Consider the following 15,024-nt stretch of genomic DNA (forward strand, 5'->3'; position numbering starts at 1 on the left):
ATCCCCAGCAGACACGGTGATACAACGCATTCAATCGGTACTACTGCTGCTCGCGGCTGTCCTCAACGTGAGCGTACTATTTCAACGCACTCTTTCAACACGCCATGAACGATCCCCAGGCCTGGGTGGGCTGGGGTTTCGCGACGCTACTGGGGATCTCGGCCCTGGGCGCATTGGGATGCATATTCCTGTACCGCGACCGTCCCGGCCAGATCCAATGGATTGGGCGGAGCCTGGTGGTGCAGGTAACCACCCTGGGCTACGGGTTCGGCATACTGGTCTCACTCGGGGGTTTCGGATCCTTTCTCTGGGACGAGACGGTGGGTGTGCTGATGGTGGCCCTTGCCCTTGCGGCGCAGCTCTATGCCCGCAAGAAGGTGCGTGACGACGAGGAGCTGGTACGCTCGATGGATCGTATCCGCTGATGGACTCCTCGACCCATGCAAAAGTATTTGCAGCCCTGGCGGCGGGGCTGGTCTCCTTCGGATTCGCCCCCATCCTGGTCCGCCTTGCCCCGGACACCTCACCCCTGGTGCTGGTCACCTGGCGCACCACATTCGCCGTGCTGCTGCTGGCCCCCTTCTGGCTCTGGTATCGCAATCCGGCCGACCATCCTGACAAGGTGCGCGAGCGCCGCCTTATGGCCTTGTCCGGGCTCTGCCTGGGACTCCATTTTACCTTTTGGCTCTCCTCCCTCTACTACACGTCCGTGGCGTCAGCCTCCGTGCTGGTTACCATCCATCCCATCTTCATGATTGTGGTGGAACGGTTCTGGAAGGGAAGGCGGTTTCCGGTGACTACCTGGACCGGGGTTTTCCTGGCTTTCGGGGGATCGGTGATGCTGGGTATTGCCGACAGCCGGATGGAACAGGACTTTGCGAACCCTCTCTTCGGTAACGCCCTGGCCTTTGCCGCGGCCCTCATCTTTGTGGTCTACCTGCTCATTGGACGGGAAATTCGCCAGCGAAGAGCGTGGATTGACTACGTCTTCCCGGTCTACTTTTTTGCCGCCCTCACATGCGCTGTCATTGCCCTCGGGGCGGGTGACGACCTGTCCCGCATCAGCACCGCCGGTATCTGGGCGGGGGCCGGGCTGGCCGTGGGACCCCAGATCATCGGCCACGGTTCGATGAACTACGCCGTCAAGTACGTATCACCCACCCTGCTATCCACCCTTGTGCTGGCAGAACCTCTCTTCGCCTCCTTTCTGGCCTTCCTGTTTTTTGCCGAAATGCCGCCTGTACCTTCCATCGCAGCCATGCGTGGTGACCCTGGCCGGTGTGGGTCTCTCCTGGCGTAAAAAGGCACGAAAAGCGGCCTCTGAAACGCATCCGGACGCCTGAAGAGGCAAAAGAGAGCCTTCCCGGAACTCTTCGGCCCCGATACCGTGTAAAACAGTCAAACGAATTCCCGCTTTTCTTCGTTAATGGGGAGAAATCAAGGGGTTAACACGCCGTTAACGAACATTAAATCGTTCTTAAATACCGAGAAAAGGACGTTTTTTGAATATCTTGAGCTTGAGAACCGAGACAAGCCGTACCCGTAGAAGGTACGAAATCACCCATACACAAGCCGCTAGGTAGATTTTTTCTTCCGAACCAATTCTTCCTGCATGCACACGCTTGCAAACCGGTTGTCAACAGGTCTACTCTCCCTCCTCCTGCTGACGGCGGCCCTCATGTTCCCGGGCTGCGGATTTCAGGATCAGGAGCAGCCTTCCGAAGGCCGTTTGAACGTGATGTTCCCCGATCCCCAGGTGGATCGCGACTGGGCCGACATCAAGGAAAGCGGGGTGCTGCGCATGATCACCCGCTACAGCTCCAACACCTATTTTCTGCACCAGGGCGTAGAGTGGGGCTTTGAATACGAGCTCGTCCGCGAGTTTGCCCATACGCACGACCTGGCCCTGGAAGTGGTGATCGTGGGACCGGGTGAGAATCCCTACGACCTGCTGAATACCGGGCAGGGCGACCTGATCGCCGGTCACTATACGGTGACCCCGGAGCGCCGCAACTACGTGCAGTTCACCCGCCCCTATAATATCGTCAACCAGCTGCTGGTCTATTCCGACCGGCTTTCGTCAAAGCCCTCATCCGTGGAGGAGCTGGCCGCCTCGGACATCCCGGTTACCATCAAGCGCAACAGCTCCTACTTTTCACGACTGCAGGAGCTTCGCAACGACGGCCGTGAGGTCAGCCTCCAGATGGTGCCCGGGGAGAAAGATACCGAATCCCTGCTCTTTGACGTCTCCCGGGGCACCTACCTGGCCACGGTGGCCGATAACAATATTTTTCAGGCCACCAGCCGCTATATGCCCGGGCTGGTCAAGGGACCGACCATCGCACGCGACGACTCCGTGGCCTGGGCCATACGGAAAAACGCCCCGGACCTTGAGACACAGCTCAACCGCTTCCTGTACAAGCATTTTCGCCTGGGCGGGCCCGGCGAGCCGCCAAGCGCTCGGCCTTCCTGAACATTCTGCGGAAACGTTATTTCCAGGGCAACAGCCGCATCGCCGAGTACCACAACCCGGAATCGGCCGAATCCGGGTTCAGGCATTATCTCTCCATACGACGGGCTTATCCGGGAGGTGGCCGATTCGGCCGGCATCGACTGGCTGTGGATCGCCTCCATCATAGCCCAGGAAACCAAATTCAATCCCGACTCGGAAAGCTGGGCCGGGGCGGTGGGACTCATGCAGGTTATGCCGCGATTTTCGCAGGTTGAGGACCGTGAAATGCTCTACAACGAGGAGGTGAACCTGCGCGAGGGGGTGCGTATCATCTCCGAGCACCTGGAGCACTACGCCTACATGGACAGCACCAACCAGTGGGCCTTCGCCCTGGCGACCTACAACGCCGGCATGGGGCACGTGGCCGACGCGCGCCGGCTGGCCATCGACCTCAACGAGAATCCCAACGAGTGGGAGAACGTGGAGGACGCATTCCTGAAGCTCATGCAGCGGAAGTACTACAAGGATGCGCGCTACGGTTTCAGCCGGGGCATCGAGACGGTACGATACGTGAAGGAGGTGATGAACCGCTATCGCACCTACGAGAGCATTCTCGCCATGGCCGACCATAACCGGCAGGTGACCGAGGCGAGCATGGGAGGGGTTTTCAGCATGTTCGAAGAACCCTGACTACGATCAGGGTGACGTCGTCGTACTGGATATCCTCGGAAAAGCGGTTGACGTCGTCCACGACGGCCTGTATCAGATCCTCCGCTCCCTTGTCCCGATTGGCCTTGATGCAATCGTATAGGCGTTCTTCCCGTACTCCTCGTCCTGCGCCGGATTCATCGCCTCGGTGACACCGTCGGTGTAGAATACCAGCAGGTCGCCTTCCGACAATTCCACGCGGCCTTCATCGTAGGGCTGCATGGTGGGCATGGCTCCCAGGATGAGTCCCCCTTCCGTCAGTTCCTCCACCTCTTCGGAACCGCTGCGCAGCCAGACCGGTGAGTTGTGGCCGGCGTTTACGTAGCGCAGGCGCATGCTCGCCGGATCGATGGCGCCCCAGAAAAAAGTGATGAACTTATCGCTTGGAGTGTTGCTGTAGATGATGTCGTTGACCCGCCCGCTGGCCTCACTCAGGGTGATGTCCGCGGGCAGCAGCACGTGCAACATGGCCTGCAGGTTGGCCATCAGCAGGGCGGCGGGGATGCCCTTGCCGGTGACGTCACCAATGGCAAAGAGAAGTTCTTCCCCGGCGTCTCAAGGATGTCGAAGTAGTCTCCGCCCACCTGGTAGGAGGAGATGTTGGTGGCGGCGATGTCGAGGGCGTCGCAGGAGGGTATGGGATCGGGCAGCAGGCCCTGCTGTATGCTCTTGGCGATGCCCACCTCCTCCTCGAGCCGCTCCTTCTCGATGCGTTCCTCCAGAAGGTAGGTCTTCTGTATGGAGAGGAGGGCCAGGTTGCCCAGGGAGCGGAGAAACTGGAAGTCGGACGGCTGGTAAGGTTCCTTGTTGGCTCGCCCTCCCACGCCTACTATGGCCACCCTTTCGTTCTGGAATTGCAGTCCGATCACCGCGCGGATTTCATTGCGCTCCAGGAACGGGACCTTCTGCTGCAGTTCCTCGTCCACTTCCAGACCTCTTCATCCAGGTCGTAGAGGATCTGCATCTCTTTTTGGGTGAGTTCTCCCTGGATGCCGCTGCTGGTCACCATGTTGCGCTCATCCTCGTATTCCAGCACGAAGAAGAACTTGCGAATCAGCATCTGTCCCAGCATGGCGAACTTGAAGACCCGGATGATCTCACCCCGGTCCACCATCATGTTGAAGTCCTTGCTCAGGTCGAACAGGGTGTTCAGTTCGTAGACTTTGCGGTCGAGCATACGGTTGATGCGCCGCAGCTCGGTAAACATGCGTGAATTGGCAATAGCCACCGAGGAGATGATGCAGAGGCTCTCCACAAATTCGGTCTCACGCTGGCTGAGTGGCTGGCGGTTGCCCTTTGACCCCAGGCAGAGGTAGCCCAGGTGGTTGTTGCTGGTGCGCAGGTTGAAAAAGGTGCAGTTCGGCTCCCCCTCGATCATCTCGGGTACCTGAAAACCGTCTTCGTGGGGACGGATCACGGACCGGGACTTCGCTTCTTCGTCCCAGCCAAGGTCCACCGTCACCTGCTCGCCGGGCGTGCCGCGCCCCTTGGCTTTGTGGACAACGTAGGTTTCGGCCCCGGGCTGGTAGATCATTACCATACCACGGGTCACCAGCAGTTTGCCCATGGTGATCAACAGCAGGTTGTTCAGCACGAAATCCATGTCGTGCGACTCGATGAGCAGGCGGGAGGTCTCCAGGAGGGTCCGCAGCTCAAAACGGGAATGCCGGTCGTCGTTCTGTGTAGAGGAGGGGTTCACCCGTTCATCGTTTTTTGGTCATCCGGATTTCGTTGATGCCCGACTTCTGGTTGTATTCTACATCGTCCATCAGTTTGCGGATGAGGTAGACGCCCACGCCGCCGCGCTTCTTCTCTTTTATTTTTTTTTGTACGTCGGGTTTGGAATAGTTGCGGGGGTCGAATGTGTTGCCGGTGTCCTTCAGGGAGATCCAGAACTCGCTGGTGTTGTAGCCCAGCTCGATGTCGACGGACATCCGTTCATCGTTCTTGTAGGCATGCTTGATAATGTTGGTGTAGGCTTCGTCAACCGCAAGGCGGATGTCCGCAACATCCTGCTTCTTGAATCCGAAATCGGAAGCATGCCGGGCCACAAAATCACGCACCCGTGCCAGGTGCTCCGTTGAGGCCTTTACCGTGATGCTATGTTTGGTTATCCGGTCAGACAAGGTCGGGCCCGCTTACGTTTACATCATTTTCGAACTTTTCTATAGCCTGTTCCTCGTCCTCCAGGATGTCGTAGAGGGTGGGGAAACCGAGCAGATCAAAAACGTTGTACACGTTTTCGTTCATGTTGGTCAGCTTGATATCTCCCCCCAGGCTGCGCACGTCTTCAATATAGGCCATGAACACACCCAGCCCTGCGCTGGCGATATAGTCGAGGTGCTTGCAGTTGACAATAATCTGGTGTTTGTCTCCGTCGATCAACGACTTGAGGGAATTTTCGAGCTGGGAGGCGGTATGCGCATCAAGTTCCCCGCTTATCTCCAGGACGTCGAAAGTCTCTGTTTCCCGGTGGTTGATTTTAAAGTTCTTCATTGCTGCGGATTTGATGATGGTATGCGGTTCCTTGCTGTAAACAAGTCATAAACATAACAAAATTTGCGAACAAGGCACGCAAAAATGCCGTGGCTGAAGTTGTAAGGGCCGTTGATGTTACCCCGCTGATGGTTCGGCCGGGGAGTGCCGGGCGGGGGAACGTATGGCCTACGGGAAGAGGGGGGGATAAGATTCAAAAAAAGAGGACCTCACACGTATCAGGTGTGAGGTCCTGACTATTCATCAAGAGAGACGCTACTTGAGCGCACTGAAAAGTACATAATTACCTAGGTATAAAACAAATAATTCAACAAATTAATGTTATTTAACATGTATATGGGCAGGAATCACAGCCTGGGCGTGCGGGAGGGGCTATCTGCCGGACGGCGACTCCATCGAGAAGGGGGCGCAGGAAATCGACGGTATCGCCGGTGAGGCGCTCCACCGCACCCGACAACAGTCCGCTGCAGATCACGTGGGTGCCCGCTTCGGGATAGGTCTCCAGTCGAAGCTGTCCGGCCGGAGTGCTCAGGCCCTCGGTCATCCGGCCGATGGCGGGTACGGATACCACCCGGTCATCCGGCCACCAGCCTGCAAAGAGGGGCTGGGTGACGCGGGACCAGCGCGCGGGCGTCATGGTGCGCTCCACCAGGGCGCCCAGGGCGAGCAGTCCCTGCAGGGCGTAGGTCGAGTGCCATCTTTCGCTCTCCCGGCCGGAGGATGTGCGGGAGTGCAGCAGGAAGCGCCGTCCCGGAATGCGGGCCATAAACCCGCGAATACGTCCGCTTTTCAGCAGGCGAGAGCGAAGCCCGTGAAAGTCAACGAGGGGGGCGTAGAGTACCAGGGCGCGTATGCTTTGGCGGTAGGCCTCCCGGCCCGCAAGCTCGAGGGCCAGGGTGGCGCCCGTGGAGGTACCCATAAGCACCACCCTTTCACCAAGGCGCAGGCCAATTTCCAGGGCGATCTGAGCGGACTTCGTAAGGTCTTCGGCCTGAAGTCCGGCAAGGGGACGCTCCCGGTCCAGTCCGTGTTGCGTGAGCCTGCCCAGCAGCAGGTTGCAGCCCAGCCGGCGGGCCACACTCAGGTGAACGGGGTCGCCTTCGCGCGGGCTGGCCTTGAATCCATGAAGATAGACCCAGGCAGGTAGGGGTGCGTGTTTTCCCGGCGGGGGACCATACGATGCGGCTTCCGGCTCCCTCGCGGAGTCCTTCAACGGCATCTTCCCTGCGCTGAAGCCACTTCTCGACCGCTTCGGGGTCCCGGGGGATTTGTTCCACGCTCATAGGCAAGGCGTTCGGGGAACAAGTTGAGGCCATTTGCGTAGGCCTGGATGGAGGCGTCAAAAGAACCGAACGCCCGCCGTCGGGCGGTACACGGGAATGGGATGTACGCCTGGCTCAGGAGTCCGTGCCGGACTGCATGTCCACGATCCACGACTCCGCGCCGTGCTCGTCCATCAGGCGGGCCTTGAGGTTACGGGCCATCTGAAGGGTGGGTAGCCGGCCAAGTTGCACGCGGAACCAGATGTCGCCGGTGGCCTGCGTTGCCGTGACGAATCACGAAGGCGTCCTCGTACCCCCGTTCCCGCCATGTGGCGATCCGGGCCTGCGCCTTGTCCTGCGAACGCCAGGCCTCAACCTGGACGGACCAGCGTCCGTCCTCGGCGAATTGGACCATGTTGCGACGGCGCTCGCGCTCCCGGGCCGCAGCCAGGGAATCCTCCCGGGCCTGCTGGATGGAATCCTGGCGTACCTGCTCGAGGGAATCCTGGCGTACCTGCTCCAGGGAGTCCTGGCGCGCCTGTTCGCGCTGCCGGATCTCCTCTTCGCTGGGTCCGCAGGCGTTCATAAGGCCGATAAGTATGGCCGCGGTCACTAGATATATGCTTGCTTGTTTCATATGATGAAGTTGAATATCACGGTTTGTCAGCTGCCCTGTAGCATAGTTTACAAAAAAATGGGCAGTTGGGAAACGAAACCCCGAACATTGACCCACATATATCCATGTCACTCTCTAGGCTTACTTCTTCTGCTGCTCATAGCGGCTATTTGCGGTGGAATCGGGCAGAGCATCGCCGGCTATTCGCTGGGTGGCTGCCTGGTATCCATCGTAGTCGGATTCATTCGGCGCCCTCATCGGCAAATGGATCGCCGCCGAACTCGGGTTGGCCATGATTCTGCCCGTCACGATCGAAGGCGAGGTCTTTCCCGTCATATGGTCCATCCTTGGCTCTGCCCTCTTTACGGTGGTGGTGGGCCTGCTGACCCGCGGCCGCCGCCGCTGAGGCGCCCCCGGCACGCAAGCCGGGGACGTGCGGGTATGGCCGGCCGGTCAATTGCCCCCATCCAGTCGGGCAGGCGCTCGGGCGTCCAAGGCGCGTCAAGCTGATCCATCTGCCGCTGCAGGGCGGGCATCTGGCTCTGCAGGAAGCACTCCACCCGGTCGTAGATGGGACCGAACTGGAAGGCCGCGATCTCATACTGGCGCTGCATGCTGCCGGTGGGCGTGCCCGGGTAGCTGTTGAACCCGTAGGTGATCGAGCCCATCCTTCCCGTCAGCGTGGGCTGCTCGTCCATGTCGAGATCCCCGCGGTAGGGATCCCGTACAGGGATGTCCGGATGGCCTGCAGGGAGTCTTCGGCAGTACGTATCTGGCTGAAGACCGGCGAGGTGGTGCGGTTCATCGCCTTGAGGGCTGCCTTGTAGTAGTTCAGCTTCTCCTGGGCGGATGACATGGCGTTCTGCACGCCGCTGAGCGCCTTGCTCAGCTTGCTCACCTTCTGCTGGAATGCCACGCGTTCGGCCTGCTCCCGGTCGGAGAGCTCCGATTCGTACAGGTACTCCACCTCAAAGGTCTTCGGGGCCTGCGATCTGTGTGAACTCCCCGTCCACGCTCTTGGAGATGGTGACCTGGTAGGTTCCGGGCATGACCATGATGCCCGCGTCGGGATCGGCCATGGCACCGGCGTCGACCCGGGTCGGCCTGCGGTCATGTCGGTATATCGGAAATCCCAGTGCAGCTCATGCATGCCCTTGCGTGCGGGCCGTCGCAGTTCACGCACCACGTTGCCGTCGGTGTCGGTGATGGTTGAAGAGGCAGGTCAGGGCTGAAGCTCTTCCTGTTCGGCCCTGTACTCTTCGTAGCTGGGATCGGTGAGCCGGCTCGCCCTCCTGGAATTTCTCCCGCTCCTCCTCCTCGCGCTGCTGCTCAAGGGTTTCGAATACTCTCCTTGAGATAGTAGCGGATGGTGGCGGCCACCGGCGGGTTGTCGGCGGTGAAAAAAGTCTCGCCCTGGAAGCCTTTCTGTCCCCCCAGGTTGCCCACGCGGCTGTACTCGACAAACATTTTGGCGTCGGCGATGTCGAAGATGTGGGCCTCTTTGTCAAGGGTTTCCCGGCTGAGCTCACGCAGCGGCGAGTAGTCGTCCAGGATGTAGAAGCTGCGTCCGAAGGTTCCCAGCACCACGTCGTCTTCCTGGTAGTGAATGGCTATGTCGCGTACGGCGGTGGTGGGCAGCCCGCTGCGGATCTGCTCCCAGTGTTCGCCGCCGTCCAGGGTGTAGAAGACGCCGAATTCGGTGCCTGCAAAGAGGATGTCGGGGTCCTCGTGGTCTTCCGCCACGGCGTAGACCGAGCCGCGCTCGGGCAGGTTGGCGGTGATGTCGGTCCAGCTCTTCCCGTAGTCGGTGCTCTTGAGCAGGTAGGGCGTGAAGTCGCCGTTCTTGTGGATTGTTAAATGCGGCGTAGACCGTGCCCGCCTCGTGGTGGGAGGTTACCAGGTCGTTCACGTAGGTACGTTCCGGCACGGTGGGAAAGGAGCCGTATTCGGTCCAGTTCTCCCCTCCGTCCCTGGTTACATGCACCAGGCCGTCGTCGGTGCCGGCGTAGATCACGCCGGACTGCACGTGCGATTCGTCCATGGCCACAATGTTGCCGTACTCGGAGGTGGAGGAGTTCTTGGCCACGGCGTCCATGGGCCAGACCCGTCCCATAACCTCCAGGCGGTTGCGGTCGATCTGGCGGGTGAGATCGTCCGAGATGGCCTTCCAGCTGTTGCCGCGGTCGGTGCTGCGGAAGACCTTGTCGGCCGCAAAGTAGAGGGTGGCCGGATCGTGGGGAGATGACCAGCGGGGCGTCCCAGTTGTAGGTCAACTCCTTCTCGCCCTCGCGTGGCTGCGGCTGGATGCTCACCGAGCTCTTGGTCTCCATGTCGAAGCGCACCAGGTTGCCGTACTGGCTCTGGGCGTAGATGATGTTGGGATTCTCGGGGTCCGCGGCCGACTCAAAGCCGTCGCCTCCCCTCGTGATGTACCAGTCGGCGTTGGTGATGCCGTTGGAGCTGGTGGTGCGGGAGGGTCCCCGATGCGAGTAGTTGTCCTGCGTGCCGCCCAGCACGTTGTAAAAGGGCTTGGCGCTGTCGACAGTCACTTTGTAGAACTGGGTGATGGGCAGGTTGGGGAAGAAGCGCCAGGTTTCGGCCTGGTCGTACGATTCGTACACCCCGCCGTCGTTTCCATTGAGCAGGTGGTCGGGGTTGTCGGGGTCGATCCAGAGGGCGTGGTTGTCAATGTGCTTGCTGTTTTCCCCGGTATTCTCCCACGTGAGTCCCCCGTCTTCGGTCTTCTGGCTGTAGGTGTCCATGGTATAGACGCGGTCCACGTCGTGCGGATCGGCTACGATTTCGTTGTAGTAGTTGCCGGAGGAGCTGTAGTCGCTTCGTTTCTCCCAGGAGGCGCCCGGTCGGTGGAGCGGTAAAAGCCCTCGGAACCATCGTCGCCTTCCACCACGGCGTAGAGCACGTCGGGATCGGCCGGCGAGATGTCCATGCCGATGCGCCCGACCCAGCGTCCCCCTATGCCGCTCATGGCCTTATCCCAGCTCTGTCCAGCGTCGGTGGACTTGTAGATGGCCGACTCGGGTCCCCCGCTGATTTGGGTGAACACGTGGCGCCGGCGCTGGTGGGCGGTGGCGTAGACGATATCAGGATTGCGGGGATCCAGGTGCAGCCTCGTTGATCCCGGTGTGCTCGCTGATGGTCAGCACGGCCTCCCGGTTCTCGCCCCCGTCGGTGGTCTTGTAGAGTCCCCGGTCGCCGCCGGCGCTCCAGAGGGGACCGTAGGCGGCCACATAGACCACGTCGCTGTCGCGGGGATCCACGGCGATCATGCCTATATGTTCGGAGTTTTTCAGTCCCATATGCTCAAAGGACTTGCCCCCGTCCACCGATTTGTAAACCCCGTCGCCGTCGGAGACGCTACGCTGGTTGTTGTTCTCGCCGGTGCCCACCCAGAGTACGTTGTGGTTGTTGGGGTCCAGGGTGAGGCATCCGATGGAATAGGAACCGTAGTTGTCAAAAATGGGCTCGAAGGTGGTGCCGCCGTTGGTGGTTTTCCAGATATTGCCGGCGGACACGCCCACATAGAATTCGCTGTGGTCGTCGGGGTTGACCGCGAAGTCGGAAATCCGGCCGGCGGTCAGCGCGGGACCAATGCTGCGGAACGAGAGTGCGCCCGGCGCGATCTCGTAGCGCGGGTCCTGGTTTTGCTCATCCTGTGCGTCGGTGATTCCGGCGAAGGCGAGCAGAAGACAGAGAGCGAGGGAGAGAGTGCGGGTAATGGTGGGAAGAGAACTGGTGTTAATGTTAGCGTGCCGCATACTGGAGCGGATCCTTGTCGTAGACCGTTGATTACCCGTAAAGTAGGGGAGAAATGGAATAAATCAAGTCGATAACGGGATTCGCAGGCAGTCCCCGTGCCTAGAAGGTGTATCCCACGGAGAGGGCGAGGGCGTAGCCGCCCTGCAGATCGGGAGAGGAGAGGACCACCGAGGCGGGTCCCAGCAGCGTATGGGCCCCGAATTCGAGGAACCAGCCATGGCGAAAATCACCGGATTTCAGGGACCAGTCCCATTCAGCAGATACGCGTGCGGCGTTCCATCCGGCCTCCAGGAAGAGCTCCCTCCCCACTTCCCACTGCAGGGAGCCCCCGGCTGCGAGCATCTGACGGCCGCCGAACCGCTGGTTGGCGTAGCCGTGGAGGGGAACCTGGCGCAGGGGAAACCGGGGGTTCGTGCTCATGCCGCCCGGATAGAAGAGGTCGTGCAGCGGCGGGCTGCCTCCCAGCGTGTGCCCGGCCGCGAGGCGCGCATGCAGGGTGAGTCCCCGCCAGAGGGGCAGGGCCGCCCTCCAGTTGCCAAGAAGCTGCAGGAAGGAGTTTTCGCTTCCCAGGCTGCGGCTTCCGCCCTCCAGGGCCAGAACGGCCTGATGTCCCCGGCCCGGGAAGTTCGTGCGGTCGAGACTGTTGAGGCCGATCTTAATAATGCTGTTGAGTTGGAATCGGCTGCCCTCCAGCAGCAGGATGTTGCCCACCGCCTCGTTGAGGTTGTAAAATTCGGCCTGTACCCCTGCCTGCATACGCCAGCTCTGGGCCAGGCGCAGGGAGAGGGAGGGTGAAGGGTGAGCTGCCTCCACCTCCACCGTGGAGAGTCGTTCCCCACCGCCGTACAGGTCGATGGGCGAGCGGTATACCTTCAGGTCGGTGTGAAATCTGCAGAGTGGGCTGCAGGACAAGGGGCAGGTCGTAGCGGGCGGCCAGGCCGAGTATCTCCCCCAGGCGCAGTTCAGCCGAAAGCTGGTCGCCCCAGGCCAGGCGGTTGCGCAGGCGCGCTCCGAACAGCAGGGCGGCCTTGTAGGGACTGTCATAACGCAGGCTGAAGACGGCGCGGTCAGGTTCGTTCTGCTGCAGGGAGAGTTCCAGCAGGTAGCCGCCCGGCGCGGTGGAATCAGGCTGCAGGCGATAGGTGACCAGGCCGAAGAGGTCCGTCGCGTAGAGACGGTTGACCTCGCCTTCAATATCGTCGTAGGCCACGACCTCGGGGATGCAGGCGGAGGACAGATTCCGCCTGCCGGGCAAGCCTGAGGTCGATACCTCTCCAGGCGCAGCCGGGTGATGCGCAGGCTGTCGCGGATGTCCGGCTCTGGGATGGTCTGCCCTGGGGCCGGCGCGGGCGATCTCCCTTCCAGCAGTTCGCGGATTTGTGGAAGCATGCGCCGTGCGGCTTCCTCTCCGAGGCGGATCAGTTCGCCGGTGCGTAAGTAGCTGAAGCTGTCGAAACCCTCGATGTCGGGGCGGATGCGCAGGTCGGCCAGGGCGAGTTGGGCCGAATCGGACTCCGCCTGCCGGAAGCCCACCGATTGGACGAGTATGTCTACAAAGGTACGCAGGCTGTCCACCGGCTTGACCGGCTCGCCCACGTCGGAAACCAGCAGCATGTCGGCCCCCATTCGGCGCGCCTCCTCCGCCGGGATATTGCGGGACACGCTCCCGTCGATATCGAGTCGTCCCCCGTAGGACACCGGCTTGAAAATGGTTGGGATGGCGGCGCTGGCCCGGATGGCCTCAGGCAGGTAGCCGGTGGCAAGGGTGTGGGGCTTGCCGGTGGCCAGATCGGTGGCTACGGCGGCGAAGGGGACGGGCAGCCTGGTGAAGTCGCGGGTGCCGTGCCAGGGGAGGGTCCACCGGTAGAGCAGCATGGAGAGGTTCTGTCCGTCGATGAGTCCGCTGGGAAGCTGCGGGCGGTATCTTTCAAGGGGAAAGGAGAGCAGCCAGGTTTCGCGGGAGGAGACGTAGGTGCCCAGGTCCCCGGTTCTGCGCTTGTAACGGTCGTCGAAGAGGGCCTGCCAGTCGAGTCCCAGCGCCATCTCCTCGATGCGCGCCGGTTCATAGCCCGCCGCGTAGAGCCCCCCGACCATGGCACCCATGCTCGATCCGGTCACCACGTGCACCGGTATGCCGGTTTCCTGGAGCACCTTCAGCACGCCGATGTGGGCAAAGCCCTTGGCTCCGCCACCGCTCAGTGCGAGTCCTATGGTTATGGTGGAGTCGCCCGGGGATCCTGACCCTCTCTGCTCCCCTGATCGGTCATCCTGCGCATCCGCAGTCAGGGCCAGGACGGAGATCATCAGCCCGGCCAACAGGAGGAAGGGCAGGTGTGTGAAGGGGTAGCTCGGGCGTCTCATGGGAGTGGTGATGTGGACCTGGATGGGTTTTGCCAGGCACTCGGGTGGTTGGTTTCCCATTCTATAATCGGGACTATTTCCGAGAAAAGCACACGTATACCAGGGCCGTTCCCGAGGTGATCAGGATTCCTCCCCGTCACGAATAAACTCCATGGCTTCCTCCAGCTCCTTTTCCAGAGGTGACGAATTTGCGGCGCACCGTGTCCCGGTTGCGTTTCCATACCCGGCGCCCATGGCCAGCACAAGCGCTATATAGCCTGCCTTGAAGGCCGGGCCGGACTGGAAGCCAAGGGCGAACAACAGCAGGCCCACCGTCAGCGGCAGGATGTACCACCAGGCGATGCTTCCAGGAGCTTCTTCTGCTCGCGCACCGCCGCCAGCTCCCGCTCCAGGTGCACGGCCATGGGCAGGTCCACCGTCGGCCGCTGCTCCGCACGGTGCACGTCGGCGGTCTTGAGAACAGGTACCAGACCAGCAGGGCCCCGCCCACCGACACCAGCGCTGCCCACCTGCTTGCAGCAGCGACTCGGTAACGAAGAAATAGGCGCCGAAGCAGATGATGACCACAATGCAGGCAAGTATCTCCAGACGGTCGCGCGAGCGGATGCGCTCCTCGAAGGAGATCATACGGTTGTTGATGAGCATGAGCAGCTTGGAGCGGCTGTAGCTGGCTCCAGCTGCTGCTTTCTGTCGTTTCCAGGTATCTTTCAGATCGTCAAGTTCCATTTTCTTCCTCGATGATTTGTGAGAGTTCTTCTTGATCCGGTGCAGCTTCACGCCCACGTGATTCTCGGTGATGTCGGTGACGTCAGGCGATCTCCGCGTAGCTGAAATCCTCCAGGTACATGGAAAGGATGGCTTTTTCTGATGGATTAAGATTGGGATATGGCATCGTAGAGTGAGTGGCGCGTTCCGGGGATTCCTGTCGCCCGGTCGGGTCTGTCTGCGGCCGCGCCGGGAGACTTTTTCCCGGCGGTAGCGGTCGTGATAGTCGCGTCGCGTCCGCTTCTTACGCACAAAGGAGATGGCGGTGTTCAGAGCGATGCGGTAGGCCCAGGTGTGGATGGAGGCGCTGCCCTCGAAGGAGGAGCGCGCCATATCTGGATCAGGACTTCCTGGTAGAGGTCCTTCTTCCCCGCGCTGCGGTCGGCGTAGATCCGGCACAGGTGGCGGAAACGCTCCTCGTTTCCCCTGACCAGTTCCAGGAACTGTTCTTCGGACATTGCGTATCGGTTGTGTTGAACGAGCCGGCACGTTTTCCCGGCCTTGCATAGGTTAGTCGTCTGCCGGGACTCGAATATTACAGGCTCCGGCGAGAGATTCCTTGCGGCACCTCAGCGGGAAATGCCCAG

22 protein-coding genes are annotated in these 15,024 nt (G+C 60.8%); 4 read left to right on the forward strand and 18 right to left on the reverse strand.

Going from position 1 to position 15,024, the window contains the following annotated elements; translation table 11 throughout:
* The first annotated feature begins 104 nt into the window (after positions 1–104).
* The 4 genes from U5K31_09400 (at position 105) to U5K31_09415 (ending at position 3,142) form a co-directional block, all read left to right on the forward strand.
* Entirely contained in the window at positions 105–425 is a 321-nt protein-coding gene (locus U5K31_09400) for a DUF4293 family protein (GenBank protein ID MDZ7772939.1), read from the forward strand.
* Positions 425–1,300, forward strand: coding sequence for a DMT family transporter (locus U5K31_09405; protein ID MDZ7772940.1), 876 nt, complete (start codon positions 425–427; stop codon positions 1,298–1,300). Before U5K31_09400 ends, U5K31_09405 begins: the two co-directional genes overlap by 1 nt.
* Before the next feature lie 312 nt (positions 1,301–1,612).
* Positions 1,613–2,473, forward strand: a complete 861-nt coding sequence (locus tag U5K31_09410) for a transporter substrate-binding domain-containing protein (protein ID MDZ7772941.1) — start codon at positions 1,613–1,615, stop codon at positions 2,471–2,473.
* A gap of 117 nt (positions 2,474–2,590) precedes the next feature.
* Positions 2,591–3,142, forward strand: a complete 552-nt coding sequence (locus U5K31_09415) for a transglycosylase SLT domain-containing protein (GenBank protein ID MDZ7772942.1) — start codon at positions 2,591–2,593, stop codon at positions 3,140–3,142.
* On the opposite strand, the gene U5K31_09420 is transcribed toward U5K31_09415, so the two are convergent.
* From U5K31_09420 to U5K31_09505, 18 genes are all read right to left on the reverse strand, one after another.
* Complete coding sequence (locus tag U5K31_09420) at positions 3,120–3,251, reverse strand: hypothetical protein (protein MDZ7772943.1); 132 nt, start codon at positions 3,249–3,251, stop codon at positions 3,120–3,122. The two genes, U5K31_09415 and U5K31_09420, sit on opposite strands and share 23 nt — an antisense overlap.
* Complete coding sequence (locus U5K31_09425) at positions 3,215–3,646, reverse strand: PP2C family protein-serine/threonine phosphatase (protein MDZ7772944.1); 432 nt, start codon at positions 3,644–3,646, stop codon at positions 3,215–3,217. Before U5K31_09425 ends, U5K31_09420 begins: the two co-directional genes overlap by 37 nt.
* Entirely contained in the window at positions 3,646–4,029 is a 384-nt protein-coding gene (locus U5K31_09430) for a hypothetical protein (protein ID MDZ7772945.1), read from the reverse strand. The genes U5K31_09425 and U5K31_09430 overlap by 1 nt, the downstream gene beginning before the upstream one ends.
* Complete coding sequence (locus tag U5K31_09435; GenBank protein ID MDZ7772946.1) at positions 4,026–4,859, reverse strand: GAF domain-containing protein; 834 nt, start codon at positions 4,857–4,859, stop codon at positions 4,026–4,028. Before U5K31_09435 ends, U5K31_09430 begins: the two co-directional genes overlap by 4 nt.
* A gap of 4 nt (positions 4,860–4,863) precedes the next feature.
* Positions 4,864–5,286, reverse strand: coding sequence for an ATP-binding protein (locus U5K31_09440; protein MDZ7772947.1), 423 nt, complete (start codon positions 5,284–5,286; stop codon positions 4,864–4,866).
* Positions 5,279–5,656 carry an STAS domain-containing protein gene (locus U5K31_09445; GenBank protein ID MDZ7772948.1) on the reverse strand — a complete coding sequence of 126 codons (378 nt, stop codon included), beginning with the start codon at positions 5,654–5,656 and terminating at the stop codon, positions 5,279–5,281. The genes U5K31_09440 and U5K31_09445 overlap by 8 nt, the downstream gene beginning before the upstream one ends.
* Before the next feature lie 325 nt (positions 5,657–5,981).
* On the reverse strand, positions 5,982–6,869 hold the full coding sequence (locus U5K31_09450; protein MDZ7772949.1) for an alpha/beta hydrolase: 888 nt from the start codon (positions 6,867–6,869) through the stop codon (positions 5,982–5,984).
* Positions 6,870–7,129: 260 nt separating this feature from the next.
* A complete protein-coding gene (locus tag U5K31_09455; protein ID MDZ7772950.1) occupies positions 7,130–7,531 on the reverse strand; it encodes a hypothetical protein in 402 nt (133 codons plus the stop codon).
* 144 nt (positions 7,532–7,675) lie between these two features.
* The gene (locus tag U5K31_09460; GenBank protein ID MDZ7772951.1) at positions 7,676–7,870 is read right to left on the reverse strand and encodes a hypothetical protein; all 195 of its coding nucleotides are present in this window, start codon (positions 7,868–7,870) and stop codon (positions 7,676–7,678) included.
* A gap of 26 nt (positions 7,871–7,896) precedes the next feature.
* Entirely contained in the window at positions 7,897–8,232 is a 336-nt protein-coding gene (locus U5K31_09465; protein MDZ7772952.1) for a hypothetical protein, read from the reverse strand.
* Positions 8,211–8,501, reverse strand: coding sequence for a hypothetical protein (locus U5K31_09470; protein ID MDZ7772953.1), 291 nt, complete (start codon positions 8,499–8,501; stop codon positions 8,211–8,213). The genes U5K31_09465 and U5K31_09470 overlap by 22 nt, the downstream gene beginning before the upstream one ends.
* A 362-nt stretch (positions 8,502–8,863) precedes the next feature.
* On the reverse strand, positions 8,864–9,277 hold the full coding sequence (locus tag U5K31_09475; GenBank protein MDZ7772954.1) for a hypothetical protein: 414 nt from the start codon (positions 9,275–9,277) through the stop codon (positions 8,864–8,866).
* Between the two features lie 110 nt (positions 9,278–9,387).
* Positions 9,388–10,314, reverse strand: coding sequence for a hypothetical protein (locus U5K31_09480; protein ID MDZ7772955.1), 927 nt, complete (start codon positions 10,312–10,314; stop codon positions 9,388–9,390).
* A gap of 14 nt (positions 10,315–10,328) precedes the next feature.
* A complete protein-coding gene (locus tag U5K31_09485; GenBank protein ID MDZ7772956.1) occupies positions 10,329–10,598 on the reverse strand; it encodes a hypothetical protein in 270 nt (89 codons plus the stop codon).
* Positions 10,599–10,635: 37 nt separating this feature from the next.
* Positions 10,636–11,310, reverse strand: a complete 675-nt coding sequence (locus U5K31_09490) for a hypothetical protein (protein MDZ7772957.1) — start codon at positions 11,308–11,310, stop codon at positions 10,636–10,638.
* Positions 11,311–11,410: 100 nt separating this feature from the next.
* The gene (locus tag U5K31_09495) at positions 11,411–13,672 is read right to left on the reverse strand and encodes a patatin-like phospholipase family protein (GenBank protein MDZ7772958.1); all 2,262 of its coding nucleotides are present in this window, start codon (positions 13,670–13,672) and stop codon (positions 11,411–11,413) included.
* 120 nt (positions 13,673–13,792) lie between these two features.
* On the reverse strand, positions 13,793–14,770 hold the full coding sequence (locus U5K31_09500; protein MDZ7772959.1) for a hypothetical protein: 978 nt from the start codon (positions 14,768–14,770) through the stop codon (positions 13,793–13,795).
* Positions 14,707–14,895, reverse strand: a complete 189-nt coding sequence (locus U5K31_09505) for a hypothetical protein (protein MDZ7772960.1) — start codon at positions 14,893–14,895, stop codon at positions 14,707–14,709. The genes U5K31_09500 and U5K31_09505 overlap by 64 nt, the downstream gene beginning before the upstream one ends.
* Positions 14,896–15,024: the final 129 nt, after the last annotated feature.

Source organism: Balneolaceae bacterium, assembly GCA_034521445.1.
Classification (GTDB): domain Bacteria; phylum Bacteroidota; class Rhodothermia; order Balneolales; family Balneolaceae; genus JAXHMM01.

Coding starts and splice junctions, on each gene's coding strand:
- U5K31_09465 (MDZ7772952.1), bottom strand. CDS start 8,232: ATGGACGAGCAGCCCACGCTGACGGGAAGGATGGGCTCGATCACCTAC.
- U5K31_09500 (MDZ7772959.1), bottom strand. CDS start 14,770: ATGGCGCGCTCCTCCTTCGAGGGCAGCGCCTCCATCCACACCTGGGCC.
- U5K31_09460 (MDZ7772951.1), bottom strand. CDS start 7,870: ATGACGGGAAAGACCTCGCCTTCGATCGTGACGGGCAGAATCATGGCC.
- U5K31_09425 (MDZ7772944.1), bottom strand. CDS start 3,646: ATGGCCAACCTGCAGGCCATGTTGCACGTGCTGCTGCCCGCGGACATC.
- U5K31_09405 (MDZ7772940.1), top strand. CDS start 425: ATGGACTCCTCGACCCATGCAAAAGTATTTGCAGCCCTGGCGGCGGGG.
- U5K31_09400 (MDZ7772939.1), top strand. CDS start 105: ATGAACGATCCCCAGGCCTGGGTGGGCTGGGGTTTCGCGACGCTACTG.
- U5K31_09505 (MDZ7772960.1), bottom strand. CDS start 14,895: ATGTCCGAAGAACAGTTCCTGGAACTGGTCAGGGGAAACGAGGAGCGT.
- U5K31_09495 (MDZ7772958.1), bottom strand. CDS start 13,672: ATGAGACGCCCGAGCTACCCCTTCACACACCTGCCCTTCCTCCTGTTG.
- U5K31_09490 (MDZ7772957.1), bottom strand. CDS start 11,310: ATGCGGCACGCTAACATTAACACCAGTTCTCTTCCCACCATTACCCGC.
- U5K31_09445 (MDZ7772948.1), bottom strand. CDS start 5,656: ATGAAGAACTTTAAAATCAACCACCGGGAAACAGAGACTTTCGACGTC.
- U5K31_09410 (MDZ7772941.1), top strand. CDS start 1,613: ATGCACACGCTTGCAAACCGGTTGTCAACAGGTCTACTCTCCCTCCTC.